Below are 16,352 nucleotides of genomic sequence, written 5' to 3'. Positions count from 1 at the left end.
GGCGCCGGGGTGGGCGCGGAGGCCGGGGCGGGGGCGGCGACCGCCTCGGGCCAGGAGGAGGTGAGCCCGGACCCGCCGGGACCGCCGGCCCCGGGGGCGTCGGGCCAGGCCGGGGTCTGGGCCGGAGCCGGGGTCTGGGCGGCCGGGGTCTGGGCGGCCGGTGAGCGCACCGACAGGATCCCCGCGGAGGCCTGCTCGGGAAGTCTCGCGGGGGCCGCCGCGGGCGCCGCCGCGGCGGCGGCCGTGCGGGCCAGGGAGATGCCCGCCGACCGTGGTGACGGTTCCGGTTCCGGTTCCGGTTCCGGTTCGGGCCGCGGAGCGGGCTGTGCGGCGGGTTCCGGATCCGGCGCGCTGCCCCACGACACCCGGTGGTCGCGGGGCCCGCCGAAGCCGGCCTGGTGCACGGGGTCGGCCTGCCACACCACGGGCTCGGCGACGGCCACGGGCGCGGGAACGGGCGCGGGAACGGGTTCCGGCAGCGCCTCGGTCATGGAGGTCTCGTCGAGGAACACCGGCCCCGTCTCGTCGGCACGCACGGCCTGCCCGCCGCGAACCATGGGTACGGCAGGTGCCGCGGGTGCGACGGCGGGGGCGGGTGCCGGTGCGGGAGCGGCCTGCGCGACCGGTGCCTGCTGCGGGGCAGGGCGGCTCGTACCCGGAACCCAGGCCGCTCCGTTCCAGTAGCGGATGTACCCCGGGATGGACGGATCCGGGTAGTAGCCCTCGCGGGCCGCGTGCTCGCCGTCACCAGGGGAGGCCGTCATGTCCCCAACTCCGATCGTGGCTTGAGGCTTGTGCAAGGGAGGACCATAGCCAAGAACCGCCCCCCGACAGGTCCGGTAACGGGAGAATCCAAGCAAACGAGCGAACGTCACCCTGCACGACGGTTTTCGGTCAGCCGAAAGAAATCGGCCAATCTCCGGTTCGCTGCCCGAAGTCGCGTCATACCCGGGCACACTGCCGCTCTCTCCGGGTGTGGGGCACCGTCCGGCCCCGCGCACCGAACCGAAGTGAGGCCGTCATGCACCACCCCGTCATCGAGCGCGAGCTGGAACTGAAGCTGGTCCTGTCCCCCGAGCGCAGCATCGCCGTACCCGCCCGGCTGCTCTACGTCACGCACGACCCGTACGCCGTCCACATCACCTTCCACACCGGCTCGAACACCCCCGTCAACTGGACGTTCGCCCGCGAGCTGCTGGTCGAGGGGGTGTTCCGCCCCTGCGGCCACGGCGACGTCCGGATCTGGCCCACGAAGGTCGACAACAAGGCCGTGCTCTGCATGGCGCTCACCTCCCCCGACGGCGACGCCCTCCTGGAGGCTCCCGCCGGCTCGGTGTCGGCCTGGCTGGAGCGCACGCTGCGCGTCGTTCCGCCCGGCACCGAGACCGAGCGGCTCGGCCTGGACGCCGCGCTGGCCGAGCTGCTCACCCCGACCCCGGCCGACGACCTGTGGCTGCGCGACCCGTGGCCGTCGGACGAGTCGGGGGACGCGGACCTGTGAGGCCGGGCGACCGCGCCCGGGGTGGCCGGGGCGGCCGGGGCGGCCTGGCCGAGGTGTCAGAAGAGCTTGCCGGGATTGAGCAGCCCGAGCGGGTCGAAGGCCTGCTTGACGGCCCGTTGCATCTCCAGCCCCACCGGGCCGAGTTCGCGGGCCAGCCACTCCTTCTTCAGCACACCGACCCCGTGTTCGCCGGTGATGGTCCCGCCCAGGGAGAGGCCCAGCGCCATGATCTCGCCGAAGGACTCGCGGGCCCGCCGCGTCTCGTCCTCGTCCGCGGGGTCGAAGCAGACGATCGGGTGGGTGTTGCCGTCCCCGGCGTGCGCGCAGACCCCGATGAGCAGGTCCTGGGCGCGGGCGATGGCGGCCGTACCGTCCAGCATCTCGCCGAGCTTCGAGCGCGGTACGCACACGTCGTCGATCATCGTCGCCGGCCGCAGCGCCTCCAGCGCGGGGAAGGACATCCGCCGCGCCTGGAGCAGCAGTTCGGACTCCGCCTCGTCCTCGGCGGGCACGACGGCGGTGGCTCCGGCGGCCGTGCACAGCTCGCCGACGGCCGCGAGGTCCTCGGGGGCGTGCGGGGTGTCGAAGGCGGCCAGCAGGAGGGCCTCGGTGGCCTCGGGCAACCCCATCTTCCCGAGGGCGTTGACGGCCCGGACGGTCGTCCGGTCCATCAGCTCCAGCAGCGAGGGGGTCAGGCCCGCCTCCATGACGGCGCAGACGGCCTCGCAGGCGGCCGCCACGGACGGGAACTCGGCGGCCAGCGCCAACTGCCGGGGCGGCGCCGGCCGCAGGGCGAGGACGGCCTGGACGACCACGCCCAGGCTGCCCTCGGAGCCCACGAAGAGCCGGGTCAGGTCGTAGCCGGCCACGCCCTTGGCGGTACGCCGGCCCGTGCGCAGCAGCCGCCCGTCGGCCAGGACCACGTCGAGGCCGAGCACGTACTCGGCGGTGACCCCGTACTTGACGCAGCACAGGCCGCCCGAGGCGGTGCCGATGTTGCCGCCGATGGTGCACTGCTCCCAGCTGGAGGGATCGGGCGGGTAGTACAGGCCTTGGCGGGCGACCTCGCGCGAGAGCACGGCGTTCACCACGCCCGGCTCGACCACGGCGATCCGGTCGACGGCGCTGATCTCCAGGATCCGGTCCATCTTGACGAGCGAGAGCACGATGCAGCCGTCGGAGGCGTTGGCGCCGCCCGACAGGCCCGTCCGGGCCCCCTGCGGGACCACGGGGATCCGTAGGGCTGTGGCGGTGCGCAGGACGTGCTGGACCTGCTCCACGGTCCGGGGCAGGACGACGGCGGCCGGCGTGCCGGCGGCGCAGAAGCTGGCCATGTCGGTGGCGTAGGAGGTGGTCACCTGGGGATCGGTGAGCAGTGCCTCGGCGGGGAGCCCTTCGAGCAGGCCGGCCCGCAGACGTGCGAAGAGATCGTCATCCATGGGACCAGCGTGGCAGCCGGGGCCATCGGTGTGAACACGACCGCGCTCCCCTTCGGACACCTCCGCGAACTCTTCATATTGACGCACAGTGACCCCATGGACCGTATCGACGAGGAATCGCAGACGCCGGCGCCGCCCGTGACCTTCACCGGCCGCAAGACGCTCGTGGCGGCCGCGGTCGCCGTGGTCCTGATCGCCGGGGCCCTGCTGATCCGGCCCGCCAGGACCGATGACGACGCCCGTCCGCCGGAGCCGAGCGAGCGTGCCGCGTCGGCGGTGGGCATGGGCGCGCCCGCGGCGGCGGTGGACCTGACGGCGCTGGTCGCCGACCGGGAGAAGTGGCTCGCGGCGCACCCGGACGATGACGCCTCGTGGGCGGTGCTCGGCTCCGCGTACCTCGAACAGGCGCGGCGGACGGCCGAATCCGGCTGGTATCCGAAGGCGGAGAGGGCCCTGAAGCGTTCGCTGGGGATCCGCCCGGCCGAGAAGGGCAACTTCGACGCGATGACGGGCATGGGCGCGCTGGCCAATGCCCGGCGGGACTTCGGGACGGCCCGCAAGTGGGGCGAGCTCGTACGGGCGCAGGCGCCCAAGCGGTGGGGGGCGTACCCGGTGCTGGTGGACGCGTACACCGGGCTCGGCGACTACAAGGGCGCGCAGAAGGCGATGGAGCTGCTGCTGGACATGCGGCCGGGCCTGGCCGCGTACGTCAGGGCCTCGCAGGTCTACCGGGACCGCGGCTGGCGCGAGGACGCGGTGGTGGCGATGGAGCACGCGGCGGGCGCGGCGAAGACCCCGGCGGAGAAGGCGTACGCGCTGTTCCGTCTCGGGGAGCTGTCCTGGGAGCGGGGCGACGCGGCCGAGGCGCTGCGGCAGTACGAGGGCGCGCTGCGGACGGATCCGGCGCAGGCGGAGGCGCTGGGCGGCCGGGCCCGCGCGCTGGCCGCGCTGGGCCGGGGCGGGGAGGCGGTCCGGGACTACCGGATGGCGCTGGGCCGGTCCGCGATGCCGCAGCTGGCGCGGGAGCTGGGCGAACTGCTGGACGCGCTGGGGCGGCCCCAGGAGGCGCGCACCCAGTACGAGGCGTTGACCACGATGGTGGCCCGGGACAGCGCGAACGGGGTCGACGACGCGGTGCTCCTCGGGCTGTACGAGGCGGACCACGCAGATGCGGTGGCGGCGGTGCGGCGCCTGTCGCAGGAGTGGTCGCGGCACAAGAGCGTGCAGGTCGCGGACGCGTTGGGGTGGGCGCTGCACCGGAGCGGCGACGACACGGCGGCGCTGGAGTACGCGAAGAAGGCCACGGAACCGGGGCTGCGCAGCGCCGATTTCGCCTACCACCGGGCGATGATCGAACAGGGCCTCGGTGACGAGGAGGCGGCCCGCCGCCACCTCCAGGAGGCCATGCGGACGAACCCGCACTTCTCGCCGCTGCGCGGGCCGCTGGCGAAGCAGGCCTTGGCGTCGATCGCCCAGCCGGCGCCGGGCGGCCCCGAGAACATCCGCCCGACGGCCCCCTGGGTGGAACCGGAACTCCCGAAGGCCGCGAAGCCGAAGCCGACCCCGTCGGGTCGCTGAGCGGAATCTCGGCCTCGCCGGCGTTCGAGGAGCGGCGGCCTGAGGACGGAGCCCCGGAAAGCACGGCGGCGCCGCACCCGTGCACGGGTGCGGCGCCAGGCCCCCCTCGGGCCGTGCCGGCGGCTAGAGGTTGCCGCGCTTGTCCTGCTCGCGCTCGATCGCCTCGAACAGCGCCTTGAAGTTGCCCTTGCCGAAGCCCATCGAGCCGTGCCGCTCGATGATCTCGAAGAAGACCGTCGGGCGGTCCTGCACCGGCTTGGTGAAGATCTGCAGCAGGTAGCCGTCCTCGTCGCGGTCGGCGAGGATCTTCAGCTCACGCAGCTCGTCGATCGGCACCCGGGTGTCGCCGACCCACTCGCCGAGGGTGTCGTAGTACGTGTCCGGGACGGACAGGAACTGGACGCCCGCCGCGCGCATCGTGCGGACCGTCGAGACGATGTCGTTCGAGGCCAGCGCGATGTGCTGGACACCGGGGCCGTTGTAGAACTCCAGGTACTCGTCGATCTGCGACTTCTTCTTCGCGATCGCCGGCTCGTTGATCGGGAACTTGACCTTCTTGGTGCCGTCCGCGACCACCTTGGACATCAGCGCCGAGTACTCGGTCGCGATGTCGTCGCCCACGAACTCCTTCATGTTCGTGAAGCCCATGACCTTGTTGTAGAACGCGACCCACTCGTTCATCCGGCCGAGCTCGACGTTGCCGACGCAGTGGTCGATCGCCTGGAAGGTGCGCTTGGCCGGGGGCGCCACCATCGGCTCGACGGCCTCGTAGCCCGGCAGGTACGGGCCGGTGTAGTCACCGCGCTCGACCAGCGTGTGGCGGGTCTGGCCGTAGGTCGCGATCGCGGCGAGGACGACCGTGCCGTTCTCGTCCTTGACCTCGTACGGCTCGTCCAGCCCGCGGGCGCCCTGCTCGACGGCGTACGCGTACGCCGCGCGGACGTCCGGGACCTCGATGGCGAGGTCGATCACGCCGTCGCCGTGCTCGGCGACGTGCTCGGCGAGGAAGCGGCCGTGGTCGGTCGTCGCCTTGATGACCGAGGTCAGCACGAAGCGCGCGGAGCCGTTGGTCAGGACGTAGCTGGCGGTCTCGCGGGAGCCGGTCTCCGGTCCGGAGTAGGCCACGAGCTTCATGCCGAAGGCGGTCGAGTAGTAGTGCGCGGCCTGCTTGGCGTTGCCGACGGCGAAGACGACCGCGTCCATGCCCTTCACCGGGAAGGGGTCTGCCTCACGCGCGGTGTGCGGGGTGGTGTCGAGGGTCTCAGTCATGAGACGCAGAGTCCCGCCGATCCACAAGCTGCGCAATAGTTTCCTGATTGGCTGTACAAACTGCCCAGGATGACCGCAGGCTGTGTGAAACATCTGTGCACTATGACCACCCGCGAGCACGCGTGGGCACCCGGAGGCATCCATGGGCATCGACGAACTCGACGGCCGGCTCATCGTCCTGCTCGCCCGCGAGCCCCGGATCGGGGTCCTGGAGGCGTCGCGGCGGCTCGGGGTGGCCCGCGGGACCGTCCAGGCGCGCCTGGACCGGCTCCAGTCGAGCGGGGTCATCCGCGGGTTCGGCCCGCAGGTCGACCCGACGGCCCTCGGGTATCCGGTGACCGCGTTCGCGACGCTGGAGATCAAGCAGGGGCAGGGGGCGGACGTACGGGCGCACCTGAACGGGGTGCCGGAGGTGCTGGAGCTGCACACCACCACCGGGCACGGGGACATGCTGTGCCGGCTGGTGGCCCGGTCCAACGCCGACCTCCAGCGGGTGATCGACCGCGTCGTCGGCTTCGAGGGGATCGTGCGGGCCTCGACGGCGATCGTGATGGAGAACCCCGTACCGCTGCGGATCATCCCGCTGGTGGAGCAGGCCGCGGAGGACGACACCCGGGCCTGACGGCGCCGACCAGGGAGGAGCCGGGAAGGACCGGGGCGGACTTCCGAAGAAGAGATTGCAAAGAAACCCTTGCATGGAATTCTTTGCAACTCTATCGTCGAGCCATGCCCGAAACGCCCGCACAACCCGCAGGCCCCGCCGAGCCCGTGAAGCCCGCCGAGCCCAACGTCCGTACGCTCGACGCCCGTTCACTGCGCGGCCTCGCCCACCCCTTGCGCATGCGACTGCTGGCCGCCCTGCGCCACGACGGCCCCGCGACCGCCTCCCAACTGGCCGACCGCCTCGGGGAGTCGAGCGGGGCCACCAGCTACCACCTGCGCCAGCTCGCGGCGCACGGGTTCGTCGAGGACGCGCCCGAGCACGGCAAGGGCCGCGAGCGCTGGTGGCGGGCCGTGTACGACGGCACGGCGTTCGACGAGACGCTGACCCTCGACGAGGACCCGGCCGTGCGCGGTGCGGCGAACCTCTTCCTGCACGAGATCGCGACGATCCACACGCAGGAGCTGAGCACCTGGCTCGGCAACGCCCACAACTGGCCCCAGGAGTGGCGCAGAGGCGCGGACATGAGCGACTTCACCCTGCACCTGACCGCCGAGCAGAGCCACGAGCTGATCCACAAGATGCACGATCTGATCAACAGCTACCGCGATCTGCCGTCCTCGCAGGACACGAAGGCGGTCCGCTTCCACACGCACGCCTTCCCGCGCGAGGCCGCGCGGTAGCGGCGCCGCCGCACCCACCGCTCCCCCCTCCGCCCACCCACCGATCCCAGGAGTCCTGCTGTGCACGCCTTAATCCCCGACGGGCCGCCGCGCGCGGAGCGCCGTACGGACAAGCGCCCGCTGGTCGGCGTACTGGCCGCCAACACCATCTCCATCGCCGGGAGTTCACTCACCCTCATCGGTGTCCCGTGGTTCGTGCTCCAGACCACGGACAGCGCCGGCCGGGCCGGGGTCGTGGCCTTCTGCGCCACCCTGCCCGTCATCGTGGCCGCCCTGGTCGGCGGACCGGTCATCGACCGGATCGGCCGCCGCAGGGTCTCCGTCGCCTCCGACCTGATCAGCGGCCTGTCGGTCGGCGCGATCCCGCTGCTGCACTACGCGGGCGTGCTGCAGTTCTGGATGCTGTGCGCGCTGATGGCCGTCGGCGGCCTCGTGCACACCCCGGGCCTGACCGCCCGCGCCGTGCTCCTGCCGAATCTCGCCGAGCACGCCGGCACCACCATCACCCGGGCCGCCGGCCTCTACGACGCGGTCTCGCGCGGCGCCCGGATGACCGGGGCCGCGGTGGCGGGCCTGCTCATCGTGGCGTTCGGCGCCGAGACCGTACTGCTGCTGGACGCGGCCACCTTCGGGGCGTCGGCACTGCTGGTCACCGCCTTCCTGCGCGGGGTGCCGGCCGCCGAACCGCAACGCACCTCCGGGAAGGTGTCCTTCGGGGCCTACCGCGCCGAACTCGCCGAGGGCTGGGCCTTCATGACCCGCACCCGGCTGCTGCTGGGCGTCACGGTCATGGTCATGATGACCAACGGGCTGGATCAGGGCTGGTCCTCGGTACTGCTGCCGGTGCACGGCCGGGAGGACCTCGGCGGCGCCACCGCGATCGGCCTGATGATCTCCCTCTTCGGCGGCTTCGCGCTGCTCGGCGCCCTGCTCTACGGGATGTGGGGCGAGCGCTTCCCGCGCCGCGCGGTGTTCACGGCGGCCTTCCTGCTGTCCGGGGCGACCCGGTACGTGGTGGCCGCCCTCACCGACACGACCCTGCCTCTCGCGGTGACGATGGCCCTGGCCGGCCTGGGCGCGGGCATGCTCAACCCGATCCTGACCACCGTCATGTACGAGCGGGTGCCGGAGGCGCTGCGCAGTCGCGTCTCGGGTGTGGCCACGGCGGGCTGCGAGCTGACCATGCCGATGGGCGGACTCGCCGCGGGTCTGCTGGTCGACGGGTTCGGGGTCACGACGGCGCTGCTGCTGTTCGGCGGCACGTACCTGCTGACGACGCTCGCCCCGATGGTCTTCCCGACCTGGCGCGGACTGGACAGTGGGCCGGACGTCAGCAGGACGGAGCCGGCTCTCCCCGGTTCAGCGCGCGAAGCGAGTTCACCGCATCCGTCAGCGAGGTGACGGGGACCAGCCGCAGCCCCTCGGGGAGCTCCGACAGGGCGTCCGCGCACTCGGCCTTCGGTACGAGGAACACGCTCGCCCCGTCGCGCCGCGCGGCCTGGGTCTTCAGGGCCACCCCGCCGACCGCGCCGACCGAGCCGTCGGCGGTGATGGTGCCGGTACCGGCGACGCTGCGGCCGCCGGTGAGATCGCCGCCGCTGCCGTCACCGTCGAGCTTGTCGACGATGCCGAGGGAGAAGAGGAGCCCGGCGCTCGGGCCGCCGACGTCGGCGAGGTTGAGGTCGACCTTCACGTCCTTGGGGTCCTTGTGGAGAAAGCCGAGGGCCGCGTCGGTGGCGGCCGACTGCGACTTCGCCATCTCCTCCAGGTTGTGCTTCTCGATCTCCTCGTCGCTTCCGCCCGAGGAGTAGACGGCCTCCCTGGGCATGACCGCCTGATCGGTCTTGAACCAGTGGCCGATGAGCTCGTGCAGCTTCATCGTCGAGGACGGGCCGGTGGCCCGGATGGTGGTCATCCGCAGCTCACCCTTGGTGTCCCGGACGGGGGCACCGGTCACGGTGATGACCGGCTTGCCCTGGTCGGAGCCCAGTACGTCGGCCGTCAGCCCGGGGATGGCGACCACGAAGGGCAGCGGCGCGAAGGCGGCGGCGGCGAACAGCCCGAGCACGGGCACGGCGCAGACGGCCAGGGCGGCGGGACGCGGCAGACGTGTGAGGCGTGAGAGCACCCGCCCAATCTATCCGCCCCCTCAGCCCCACCGACCATTCCGGCCCCACCGGCGCTCGAGGCGATCCCTCAACCCCGCCGGTGCATGAGGCGATCTTCCGGCCCCGCCGGCGCTTGTCTTTCAGCCCCGCCGGCGCTTGAGGCGCTCTTTCAGCCCCGCCGGCGTTCGAGGCGCGGGGGTCCGGGGGCAGCGCCCCCGGCGACGGCGCCGCACCCGGCAGCGAACCGCCACCCGGCACGGATCCGCCGAGCCCGCGGCTTAGCGAAGGGCGTCGGCGACTTCCCGCGCCGCGTCGACCACCCGCGGCCCGACCCGCTCCGGCACCGCGTCCGCCAGCATGACGACGCCGACGCTGCCTTCCAGCCCGGTGATGCCCACGAGCGGCGCTGCGGCGCCACTGGCGCCCGCTTCCAGCTCCCCGTGGGTCAGCGTGTACCCCGGCTCGATCAAGGAGCCCTGACGGGCCGCCAGGATGGCCCGCCCGGCGGCCCCGCGGTCCAGCGGGTGGCGGAAGCCGGCCCGGTAGGCCACGTGGTAGTCCGTCCAGGTCGGCTCCACGACGGCGACGGCGAGCGCCTCGGTGCCGTCGACGAGGGTCAGGTGCGCGGTGGCGCCTATGTCCTCGGCGAGGGACCGCAGCGCGGGCAGGGCGGCCTCGCGCACGAGCGGGTGGACCTGTCGGCCCAGCCGCAGCACTCCGAGCCCGACGCGGGCCCGGCCGCCGAGGTCACGGCGGACCAGGGCGTGCTGTTCGAGGGTCGCGAGGAGCCGGTAGACCACGGTGCGGTTCACACCGAGGCGGTTGGAGAGCTCGGTGACGGTCAGACCGTGGTCGGTGTCGGCGAGCAGTTTGAGGACTCTGAGCCCTCTGTCGAGAGTCTGGGAGGTTTCCGCGGTCACGACGCCTCGCCCTCTTTCGGTGAGCGGCGGTGACTCTCGGGGTGGCACGTCGCCGGTCCCGCGGCGACGCACGGAGAGGCCGCCGGTAGCGGCCAATGCACCGGCTGCGCTCCCGCGGCGGCGCTGCCACGGTGCGTTTGATGCGGGGACAGTAGCGAGCAGGTCCGCTCAGCGGAAGGGCTCGTCCAGAATCCGGGCGCGTGCTACCTGTTTGTGCCGTTTCCTGATCGACCTCGGTGTCAATTCGTGACCTCGTTTGCCACAGGGTGCCTTTACCGCCCCATTACTCTGAGCATGTTCAAAACTATGGAGATCGGCTCCAGGGGGGATGCGCTCACGCGCACCCGGAGCCTCATGAGGGGGAAGCAGCACATGAAGCTCAAGCGCATTGCCGTCGTGGCCGCCGCCGCGGTGGTGGGTCCGACGATCCTGATGGCCACGCCCGCGATGGCCGACGAGGTCGCCAACCCGGCGGTCACGACCCCGGACGCGGCCCCGAAGGACGACGCGGCACCGGCGACCGGGGAGACCACCGGGACGCAGGCGCCCGAGGCCCAGCAGCCCGGGTCCGCCCAGCAGCCGCAGGCCCCGGAGGCCCAGCAGCCGCAGCAGCAGCCGGCCGAGGGGTCCAAGGCCGAGAAGAAGGAAGAGAAGAAGGACGCCAAGAAGGCCGCGGAGCAGGTCGCCGCAGCCGGTCCGAAGCTGACCCTGGACGGGCTGCCCGCCGCGTTCACGGCGGGCGGCGGCTGGAGCCAGTTCTCGCTGCACGTCGACAACTCCGGCCGCCCGGCGGTCGACGACCACTCGCTCGAACTGGTCCTGTGGACGCTCGACACCTTCGGCTGGGAGTCGGGCGACATCCAGGCCGAGATCTACGCGCCCGACTCCAAGGGCACCTGGGGCTGGCACGCGGTCGAGGCGGACGGATCCGAGGAGGTCTACTCCTTCAGCCTCGCCGATGTCGATGTCGAAAAGAACGAGGTCTTCGACCTCAAGCTTCGGATGAAGTTCGGCAAGGACACCCCGCCCTCCCGTTTCTCCCTGTCCACGACCGCCGAGGGCGGCACCGGGGACCGCGTCCGGTACGAGTCCAGGGTCATCGGCGACGGGCAGGAGGAGAACACCGGCCCGGAGGTCTCGGTGTCGGGCCTGCCGGCGGGCGGCTTCACGGCCGGCGGCGGTTGGCAGCCGTTCTCCGTGAACGTCGACAACACCGGCAAGAAGAAGATCGACGAGTACGGCTTCATGATCTTCTTCGACAACGCCGTCAGCAACCTCAAGGCCAAGCACCTCGACCTGGAGATCTGGGACGGCGGGCGCTGGATCCCCGCCGAGAAGGACCCGTCCGGTCAGCTCGCCGGCACGATCTTCGACCGCGCCGTCGGCGCGAACGCGAAGTTCGACGTCCAGCTGCGGGCCAAGTTCAGCAAGGACGCCCCGGTCGGCAAGGTCTTCGCCGTCGTGTTCGCGGACGACCACGGCGTGGACGACATCAGCTCCGAGGTGTCCTTCGCCCACACCTCGATCAACGCGGCGAGCACCGGCAACCAGCCCACCCCCGACGGCGGCGCCAAGCCGATCGTCGACGGGAACGGCACGGGCACCGGGAACGGAAGCGGCACCGGCACCGGCACCGGCACCGGCACGAAGTCCACCGCCGGTGGGCAGCTGGCCGAGACCGGCTCCGACGCGGCCACCAGCTGGGCCCTCGGTGGCGCCGGCGTGGCGCTCGCCATGGGCGCGGCCCTGGTCGCCGGCACCGGCCGCCGTCGCCGCCCCACCGCGTAACGACGACGCGTACCCGCGTACCGCGTAACGGCGGACGGGGTCCGTGCGAACCTCCGCACGGACCCCGTCCCCCTCGCCTACGGACTCACCGCATGCGGGTGGCCCACTCCTGCACCTTCTTGATCCGCTCGCGCAGCTGCCCCGCGGTCGCCTCCGCGCTCGGCGGACCGCCGCACACCCGGCGCAGCTCCGTGTGGATCACCCCGTGCGGCTTCCCGGTCTGGTGGACGTAGGCGCCCACCATCGTGTTCAGCGACTTGCGCAGCTCCAGCAGCTCCTTGTGCGAGACCACGGGCCGCCGGTCGGCCGGCAGCTCCAGCAGGTCCGCCTCCGCGTCCGGCTTGCGCCGGCTGTGCGCGATCTGCCGCGACTGTCGCTTCTGCAGCAGCATCTGCACCTGGTCGGGCTCCAGCAGTCCGGGGATGCCGAGGTAGTCCTGCTCCTCCTCGCTGCCCGGGTGCGCCTGCATGCCGAACTCGGCGCCGTCGTAGAGGACCCGGTCGAAGACCGCGTCGGACTCCAGCGCCTCGAAGGACATCTGCTCTTCCTCGCCGGTGTCCTCGTCCTCCTGCTTGTTCGCCTCGTCCATCTCCTTCTCGGACTCGGCGTACGGATCCTCCTCGCCCTGCTTCTTCGGCTTGTCGAGGACGTGGTCGCGCTCGACCTCCATCTCGTTGGCGAAGCCGAGGAGATAGGGAATGGTCGGAAGGAACACGGACGCGGTCTCGCCGCGCCTGCGCGATCGCACGAAGCGGCCGACGGCCTGCGCGAAGAACAGCGGCGTCGAGATGGTGGTGGCGTAGACGCCCACCGCGAGGCGCGGTACGTCGACGCCCTCGGACACCATGCGGACCGCGACCATCCAGCGGCTGCCGTCCTCGCTGAACTCGTCGATCCGCTTGGACGCGCCGGTGTCGTCGGAGAGCACGACGGTCGCCTTCGTGCCGGTGATCTCCCGGAGCAGCTTGGCGTAGGCGCGCGCCGAGTCCTGGTCGGAGGCGATGACGAGGCCACCGGCGTCCGGGATGCCCTTCCTGACCTCCGTCAGCCGCTGGTCGGCGGCGCGCAGCACGTTCGGCATCCAGTCGCCGCGCGGGTCCAGCGCGGTGCGCCAGGCCTGGGAGATGGCGTCCTTGGTCATCGGTTCGCCGAGCCGGGCGGCGATCTCGTCGCCGGCCTTGGTCCGCCAGCGCATGTTGCCGCTGTAGGAGAGGAAGATGACCGGCCGGACGACGCCGTCGCCGAGCGCGTTGCCGTAGCCGTAGGTGTAGTCGGCGGAGGACCGCCGGATCCCGTCGTTCCCCTCCTCGTACGTGACGAAGGGGATCGGGTTCGTGTCGGACCGGAAGGGCGTACCGGTCAGGGCCAGGCGCCGGGTCGCCGGGTCGAAGGCCTCCAGGCAGGCCTCGCCCCAGGACTTCGAGTCACCGGCGTGATGGATCTCGTCGAGGATGACGAGGGTCTTGCGCTGCTCGCAGCGGTTGCGGTGCAGCATCGGGCGCACGCCGACACCGGCGTAGGTGACGGCGACCCCGTGGTAGTCCTTGCTGAGCGGTCCGGCGGAGTACTCGGGGTCGAGCCGGATGCCTATCCGCGCGGCCGCCTCCGCCCACTGCTTCTTCAGGTGCTCGGTCGGCGCGACGACGGTCACCTGCTGGACGACGTGGTGGTGCAGCAGCCAGGAGGCGAGGGTGAGCGCGAAGGTGGTCTTGCCGGCGCCGGGCGTGGCGACCGCGAGGAAGTCCCGCGGCTGGTTCTGGATATAGCGGTCGAGCGCCCCCTGCTGCCAGGCACGCAGCTTGTTGGCGGTACCCCAGGGGGCACGGCCGGGGAAGGCGGGTGAGAGATGGTGGGAGGCGGTAGTAGTCACGGTCTCCGGTTCGTGCTCTCGGCGTATCTGGTACGGGTGGCAGGCAGTCGTACGTAGGACAACCGGGCCACCCTACCGGCACCGGCCCGCCCCTCGCGGAGGGACAGGCCCGTGACCTCGGCGGGTGCGGCGAGCGTCACATCGCTTCGGTCAGCGACCGCAGTCGGTGGGCGATCCGCGCGACATCGCTCTCGTGTCCGGCGGCCACGTCGATCACCAGTCCGTACGCGGTCTCCTGGTCGGCGTCGCCCAGGTCGACGCCGTTCACGGCGAGGAACGTGGCCGCGGCGAGCCAGGCGGTGCGCTTGTTGCCGTCGACCAGAGGGTGGTTCGTGGCGATGGCGTGGAGCAGCGCGGCGGCGTGCTCGTACGGGTCCTCGTAGGCCGGGGTCCCGAACATCCGCGCCCTGGGCCGGTGCACCGCCGACTCCAGCAGTCCGGGGGCGCGCAGCTCCACCGGCTGGTCCTGGGCCAGGCAGGCGTGCCGGGCCAGGTCGAGGACCTCGGCGAGCGTGAGGTGGCGCACCGGGGTCGTGGCGGTGCTCATTCGCCGAGCCGCTTCAGCAGAGCCGCGTGCCGCATTGCGAGCCGGCGCGCCTCGGCCCCGACCCGGTCCCGCTCGGCCCGCAGCAGCGCCCGCACTGCGTCGAGCACGAGCTCCTCGGGCGTCCGGCCGGTGGCGTCGGCCAGGTCGGCGCACTCCGCCCGTTCGGTGTCGGACAGCCGGATGATCAACTCGTTCATGGTCGGCACGGTACGCCGCAGCCGCTCGTGGCACATCCGGATTCCCGTCGCTCAGCTGTCCGCGGGGTCCAGCCGGGTCGCGACCCAGGCCCCCACCAGCGCGACGGCGGCCATCGGCAGGAACACCACGGCGAAGGCGGCCGGGTGCGAGGCCGACGCCCCGTCCGTCAGGGCGTGGGAGGCACCGACGGCGCCGCCGCCCAGCGCGGCGAAGGCGGCGCCCCCGCCGGCCAGCAGCACCACGTTCGCCAGCGCGTCGGAGATCTGCAGCGCGGCCGAGTTGGCGCCGGCCTCTTCCGGCGCCGACAGCTGGAGCAGCAGCACGCTGGTGGAGCCGATCACCAGGCCCATGCCCAGGCAGCCGACCGCCCAGGCCAGGGCGAGCGTCCACACCGGCACGGATTCGATCAGTACGGCGGGCGCGGCGGCGATGGCCAGCGCCACCAGCACCATGCCGCCGATCATCAGCCGTTCCCGGTAGGGCGCCGTCCGGCTCCGGGACTGCACCCACGAGCCGCCCGCCCAGGTGAGCCCGCCGAGCGCGAGCGAGAACCCGGCCATCGTCGGGCTCAGCCCCCGCTGGGTGACGAGCATCAGCGGGACGAAGCTCTCCGCCGCGATGAACGACCCGGCGGCGACCCCGCGCAGCAGCACCACGGACGGCAGCCCGCGCCGCGCCCGGTAGGTCCCGCGCGGCAGCAGCCCCAGGACGGCGGGCACCAGCAGGGCCGCGCCCGCGATGCCCGGCGCGAGCGAGAGCCACCGCAGGTCCTGGGCGGCGTACTGGAGCAGCCCCGCCCCCACGGAGATGCCGAAGGCCAGCCGGATCCGCCGCCGGTCGAAGGCCACCGGCGGGGCGTCGGGGTCGACGGGCCCGGACGCGGTCCGCCGTATCGCGGGCAGCGCCACCACCAGGGGGACGACCACGAGCGCCGGAATCCCCAGGAAGACCCACCGCCACCCGAGGTGCTCGGTGACCGTTCCGGAGGCCAGCGGCCCGACGATCGAGGGGACCACCCAGCTCGCGGCGAAGGCCGCCATGATCGCGGGGCGCAGCCGCTCCTCGTAGGCCCGGCTGACGACGACGTAGAGGGCGACGATGACCAGCCCGCCGCCGAAGCCCTGCACGGCCCGGCCGAGTACGAACACCCACATGACCCCGGCGGTGCCGGAGATCACCAGCCCGGAGGCGAAGGCGACGATCCCGACGGTCAGCGGCCGCAGCGGCCCCTGCCTGTCGGCCCACTGGCCGGCCAGGACCATGCCGAAGAGGCTGGTGGTGAAGTAGGCGGAGAAGGCGAAGGCGTAGAGCCCGATCCCGTCGAGCTCGCGGGCGGCGACGGGCATGGCCGTGCCGACGGCGGTGGCCTCGAAGGCGATGAGGAAGACGACGGAGATGATCCCGATGCTGAGCGTCCGGTACGCGGGCCCGAGAATCCCGCCCCGGGGCGGGGGCGGGATCGGTACGACCATCTCGGGCACGCGGCGTTCAAGGGCGCTCATCGCCCCAGAGTAAGGTGCGTAGCCCCGGAGTGACCCTGTCAATTCGACGGATCCCGCCCTCGTCCACCGGGCCTAGGTCCGGCGGACTGTGAACGCGGCATGGCAGTCGCGTTGCACGGGCCGCGCATCCCTTCCCCAGCCCGGCGGGCCCCCGTAGCGTCATGCGTGTCACCACCACACAGCCGTGTGCCCGAGTGGTTGAGGGACTCGCCTGCAAAGCGAGTTACGCCGGTTCGATTCCGGTCACGGCTTCGCGGCGGGCCGTCCAGGGGCAGGCGCACCCCTGGA

The 16,352-nt window shown here is 72.4% G+C and carries 15 protein-coding genes and 1 tRNA gene; 7 read left to right on the top strand and 9 right to left on the bottom strand.

The window, feature by feature from the left end:
* The coding region (locus AB8A24_RS21675) for a DUF2510 domain-containing protein (RefSeq protein ID WP_369477192.1) at positions 1-764 on the bottom strand (764 nt) is incomplete at its 3' end.
* Between the two features lie 257 nt (positions 765-1,021).
* Between AB8A24_RS21675 and AB8A24_RS21670 the strand changes: the two genes are divergently transcribed.
* A complete protein-coding gene (locus AB8A24_RS21670; RefSeq protein ID WP_328963199.1) occupies positions 1,022-1,501 on the top strand; it encodes an SsgA family sporulation/cell division regulator in 480 nt (159 codons plus the stop codon).
* A gap of 56 nt (positions 1,502-1,557) precedes the next feature.
* Here AB8A24_RS21670 and AB8A24_RS21665 read toward each other — a convergent pair whose 3' ends face one another.
* Positions 1,558-2,940, bottom strand: coding sequence for an FAD-binding oxidoreductase (locus tag AB8A24_RS21665; protein ID WP_266391796.1), 1,383 nt, complete (start codon positions 2,938-2,940; stop codon positions 1,558-1,560).
* 96 nt (positions 2,941-3,036) lie between these two features.
* On the opposite strand from AB8A24_RS21665, the gene AB8A24_RS21660 reads away from it, so the two are divergent.
* Positions 3,037-4,518, top strand: a complete 1,482-nt coding sequence (locus AB8A24_RS21660) for a tetratricopeptide repeat protein (protein ID WP_328963198.1) — start codon at positions 3,037-3,039, stop codon at positions 4,516-4,518.
* Between the two features lie 123 nt (positions 4,519-4,641).
* On the opposite strand, the gene hppD is transcribed toward AB8A24_RS21660, so the two are convergent.
* On the bottom strand, positions 4,642-5,787 hold the full coding sequence (hppD, locus tag AB8A24_RS21655; RefSeq protein ID WP_266391801.1) for a 4-hydroxyphenylpyruvate dioxygenase: 1,146 nt from the start codon (positions 5,785-5,787) through the stop codon (positions 4,642-4,644).
* 142 nt (positions 5,788-5,929) lie between these two features.
* Here hppD and AB8A24_RS21650 point away from each other — a divergent pair, with 142 nt between their 5' ends.
* The 3 genes from AB8A24_RS21650 (at position 5,930) to AB8A24_RS21640 (ending at position 8,532) form a co-directional block, all read left to right on the top strand.
* The gene (locus AB8A24_RS21650) at positions 5,930-6,409 is read left to right on the top strand and encodes an Lrp/AsnC family transcriptional regulator (RefSeq protein WP_030724270.1); all 480 of its coding nucleotides are present in this window, start codon (positions 5,930-5,932) and stop codon (positions 6,407-6,409) included.
* Positions 6,410-6,513: 104 nt separating this feature from the next.
* Positions 6,514-7,131: a helix-turn-helix domain-containing protein gene (locus AB8A24_RS21645; RefSeq protein ID WP_328963197.1), complete on the top strand. Its 618-nt coding sequence runs from the start codon at positions 6,514-6,516 to the stop codon at positions 7,129-7,131.
* Between the two features lie 120 nt (positions 7,132-7,251).
* Positions 7,252-8,532 (top strand): MFS transporter, encoded by a 1,281-nt coding sequence (locus AB8A24_RS21640; RefSeq protein WP_328965961.1) that lies wholly within the window; start codon positions 7,252-7,254, stop codon positions 8,530-8,532.
* Here AB8A24_RS21640 and AB8A24_RS21635 read toward each other — a convergent pair.
* Positions 8,462-9,259 (bottom strand): S16 family serine protease, encoded by a 798-nt coding sequence (locus AB8A24_RS21635; protein ID WP_369477190.1) that lies wholly within the window; start codon positions 9,257-9,259, stop codon positions 8,462-8,464. The genes AB8A24_RS21640 and AB8A24_RS21635 overlap by 71 nt on opposite strands.
* Positions 9,260-9,517: 258 nt before the next feature.
* The gene (locus AB8A24_RS21630) at positions 9,518-10,159 is read right to left on the bottom strand and encodes an IclR family transcriptional regulator (protein WP_007264382.1); all 642 of its coding nucleotides are present in this window, start codon (positions 10,157-10,159) and stop codon (positions 9,518-9,520) included.
* A gap of 372 nt (positions 10,160-10,531) precedes the next feature.
* On the opposite strand from AB8A24_RS21630, the gene AB8A24_RS21625 reads away from it, so the two are divergent.
* On the top strand, positions 10,532-11,947 hold the full coding sequence (locus AB8A24_RS21625; protein ID WP_328963195.1) for a hypothetical protein: 1,416 nt from the start codon (positions 10,532-10,534) through the stop codon (positions 11,945-11,947).
* A gap of 85 nt (positions 11,948-12,032) precedes the next feature.
* Here the strand turns inward: AB8A24_RS21625 and AB8A24_RS21620 are convergent, their stop codons facing one another.
* From AB8A24_RS21620 to AB8A24_RS21605, 4 genes are all read right to left on the bottom strand, one after another.
* Entirely contained in the window at positions 12,033-13,817 is a 1,785-nt protein-coding gene (locus AB8A24_RS21620; RefSeq protein ID WP_033224487.1) for a DEAD/DEAH box helicase, read from the bottom strand.
* Positions 13,818-13,953: 136 nt separating this feature from the next.
* Positions 13,954-14,364: a type II toxin-antitoxin system death-on-curing family toxin gene (locus AB8A24_RS21615; protein ID WP_369477187.1), complete on the bottom strand. Its 411-nt coding sequence runs from the start codon at positions 14,362-14,364 to the stop codon at positions 13,954-13,956.
* Positions 14,361-14,561, bottom strand: a complete 201-nt coding sequence (locus AB8A24_RS21610) for a hypothetical protein (RefSeq protein WP_369477186.1) — start codon at positions 14,559-14,561, stop codon at positions 14,361-14,363. The genes AB8A24_RS21615 and AB8A24_RS21610 overlap by 4 nt, the downstream gene beginning before the upstream one ends.
* Positions 14,562-14,612: 51 nt before the next feature.
* On the bottom strand, positions 14,613-16,034 hold the full coding sequence (locus tag AB8A24_RS21605) for an MFS transporter (RefSeq protein ID WP_369477196.1): 1,422 nt from the start codon (positions 16,032-16,034) through the stop codon (positions 14,613-14,615).
* A gap of 210 nt (positions 16,035-16,244) precedes the next feature.
* Between AB8A24_RS21605 and AB8A24_RS21600 the strand changes: the two genes are divergently transcribed.
* Positions 16,245-16,316: transfer RNA gene (locus AB8A24_RS21600), tRNA-Cys, on the top strand.
* The last annotated feature ends 36 nt before the right edge of the window (positions 16,317-16,352 follow it).

Source organism: Streptomyces sp. BF23-19, from assembly GCF_041106355.1.
Taxonomy (GTDB): domain Bacteria; phylum Actinomycetota; class Actinomycetes; order Streptomycetales; family Streptomycetaceae; genus Streptomyces; species Streptomyces virginiae_A.
This window is presented reverse-complemented; position numbering and strand designations above follow the sequence as displayed.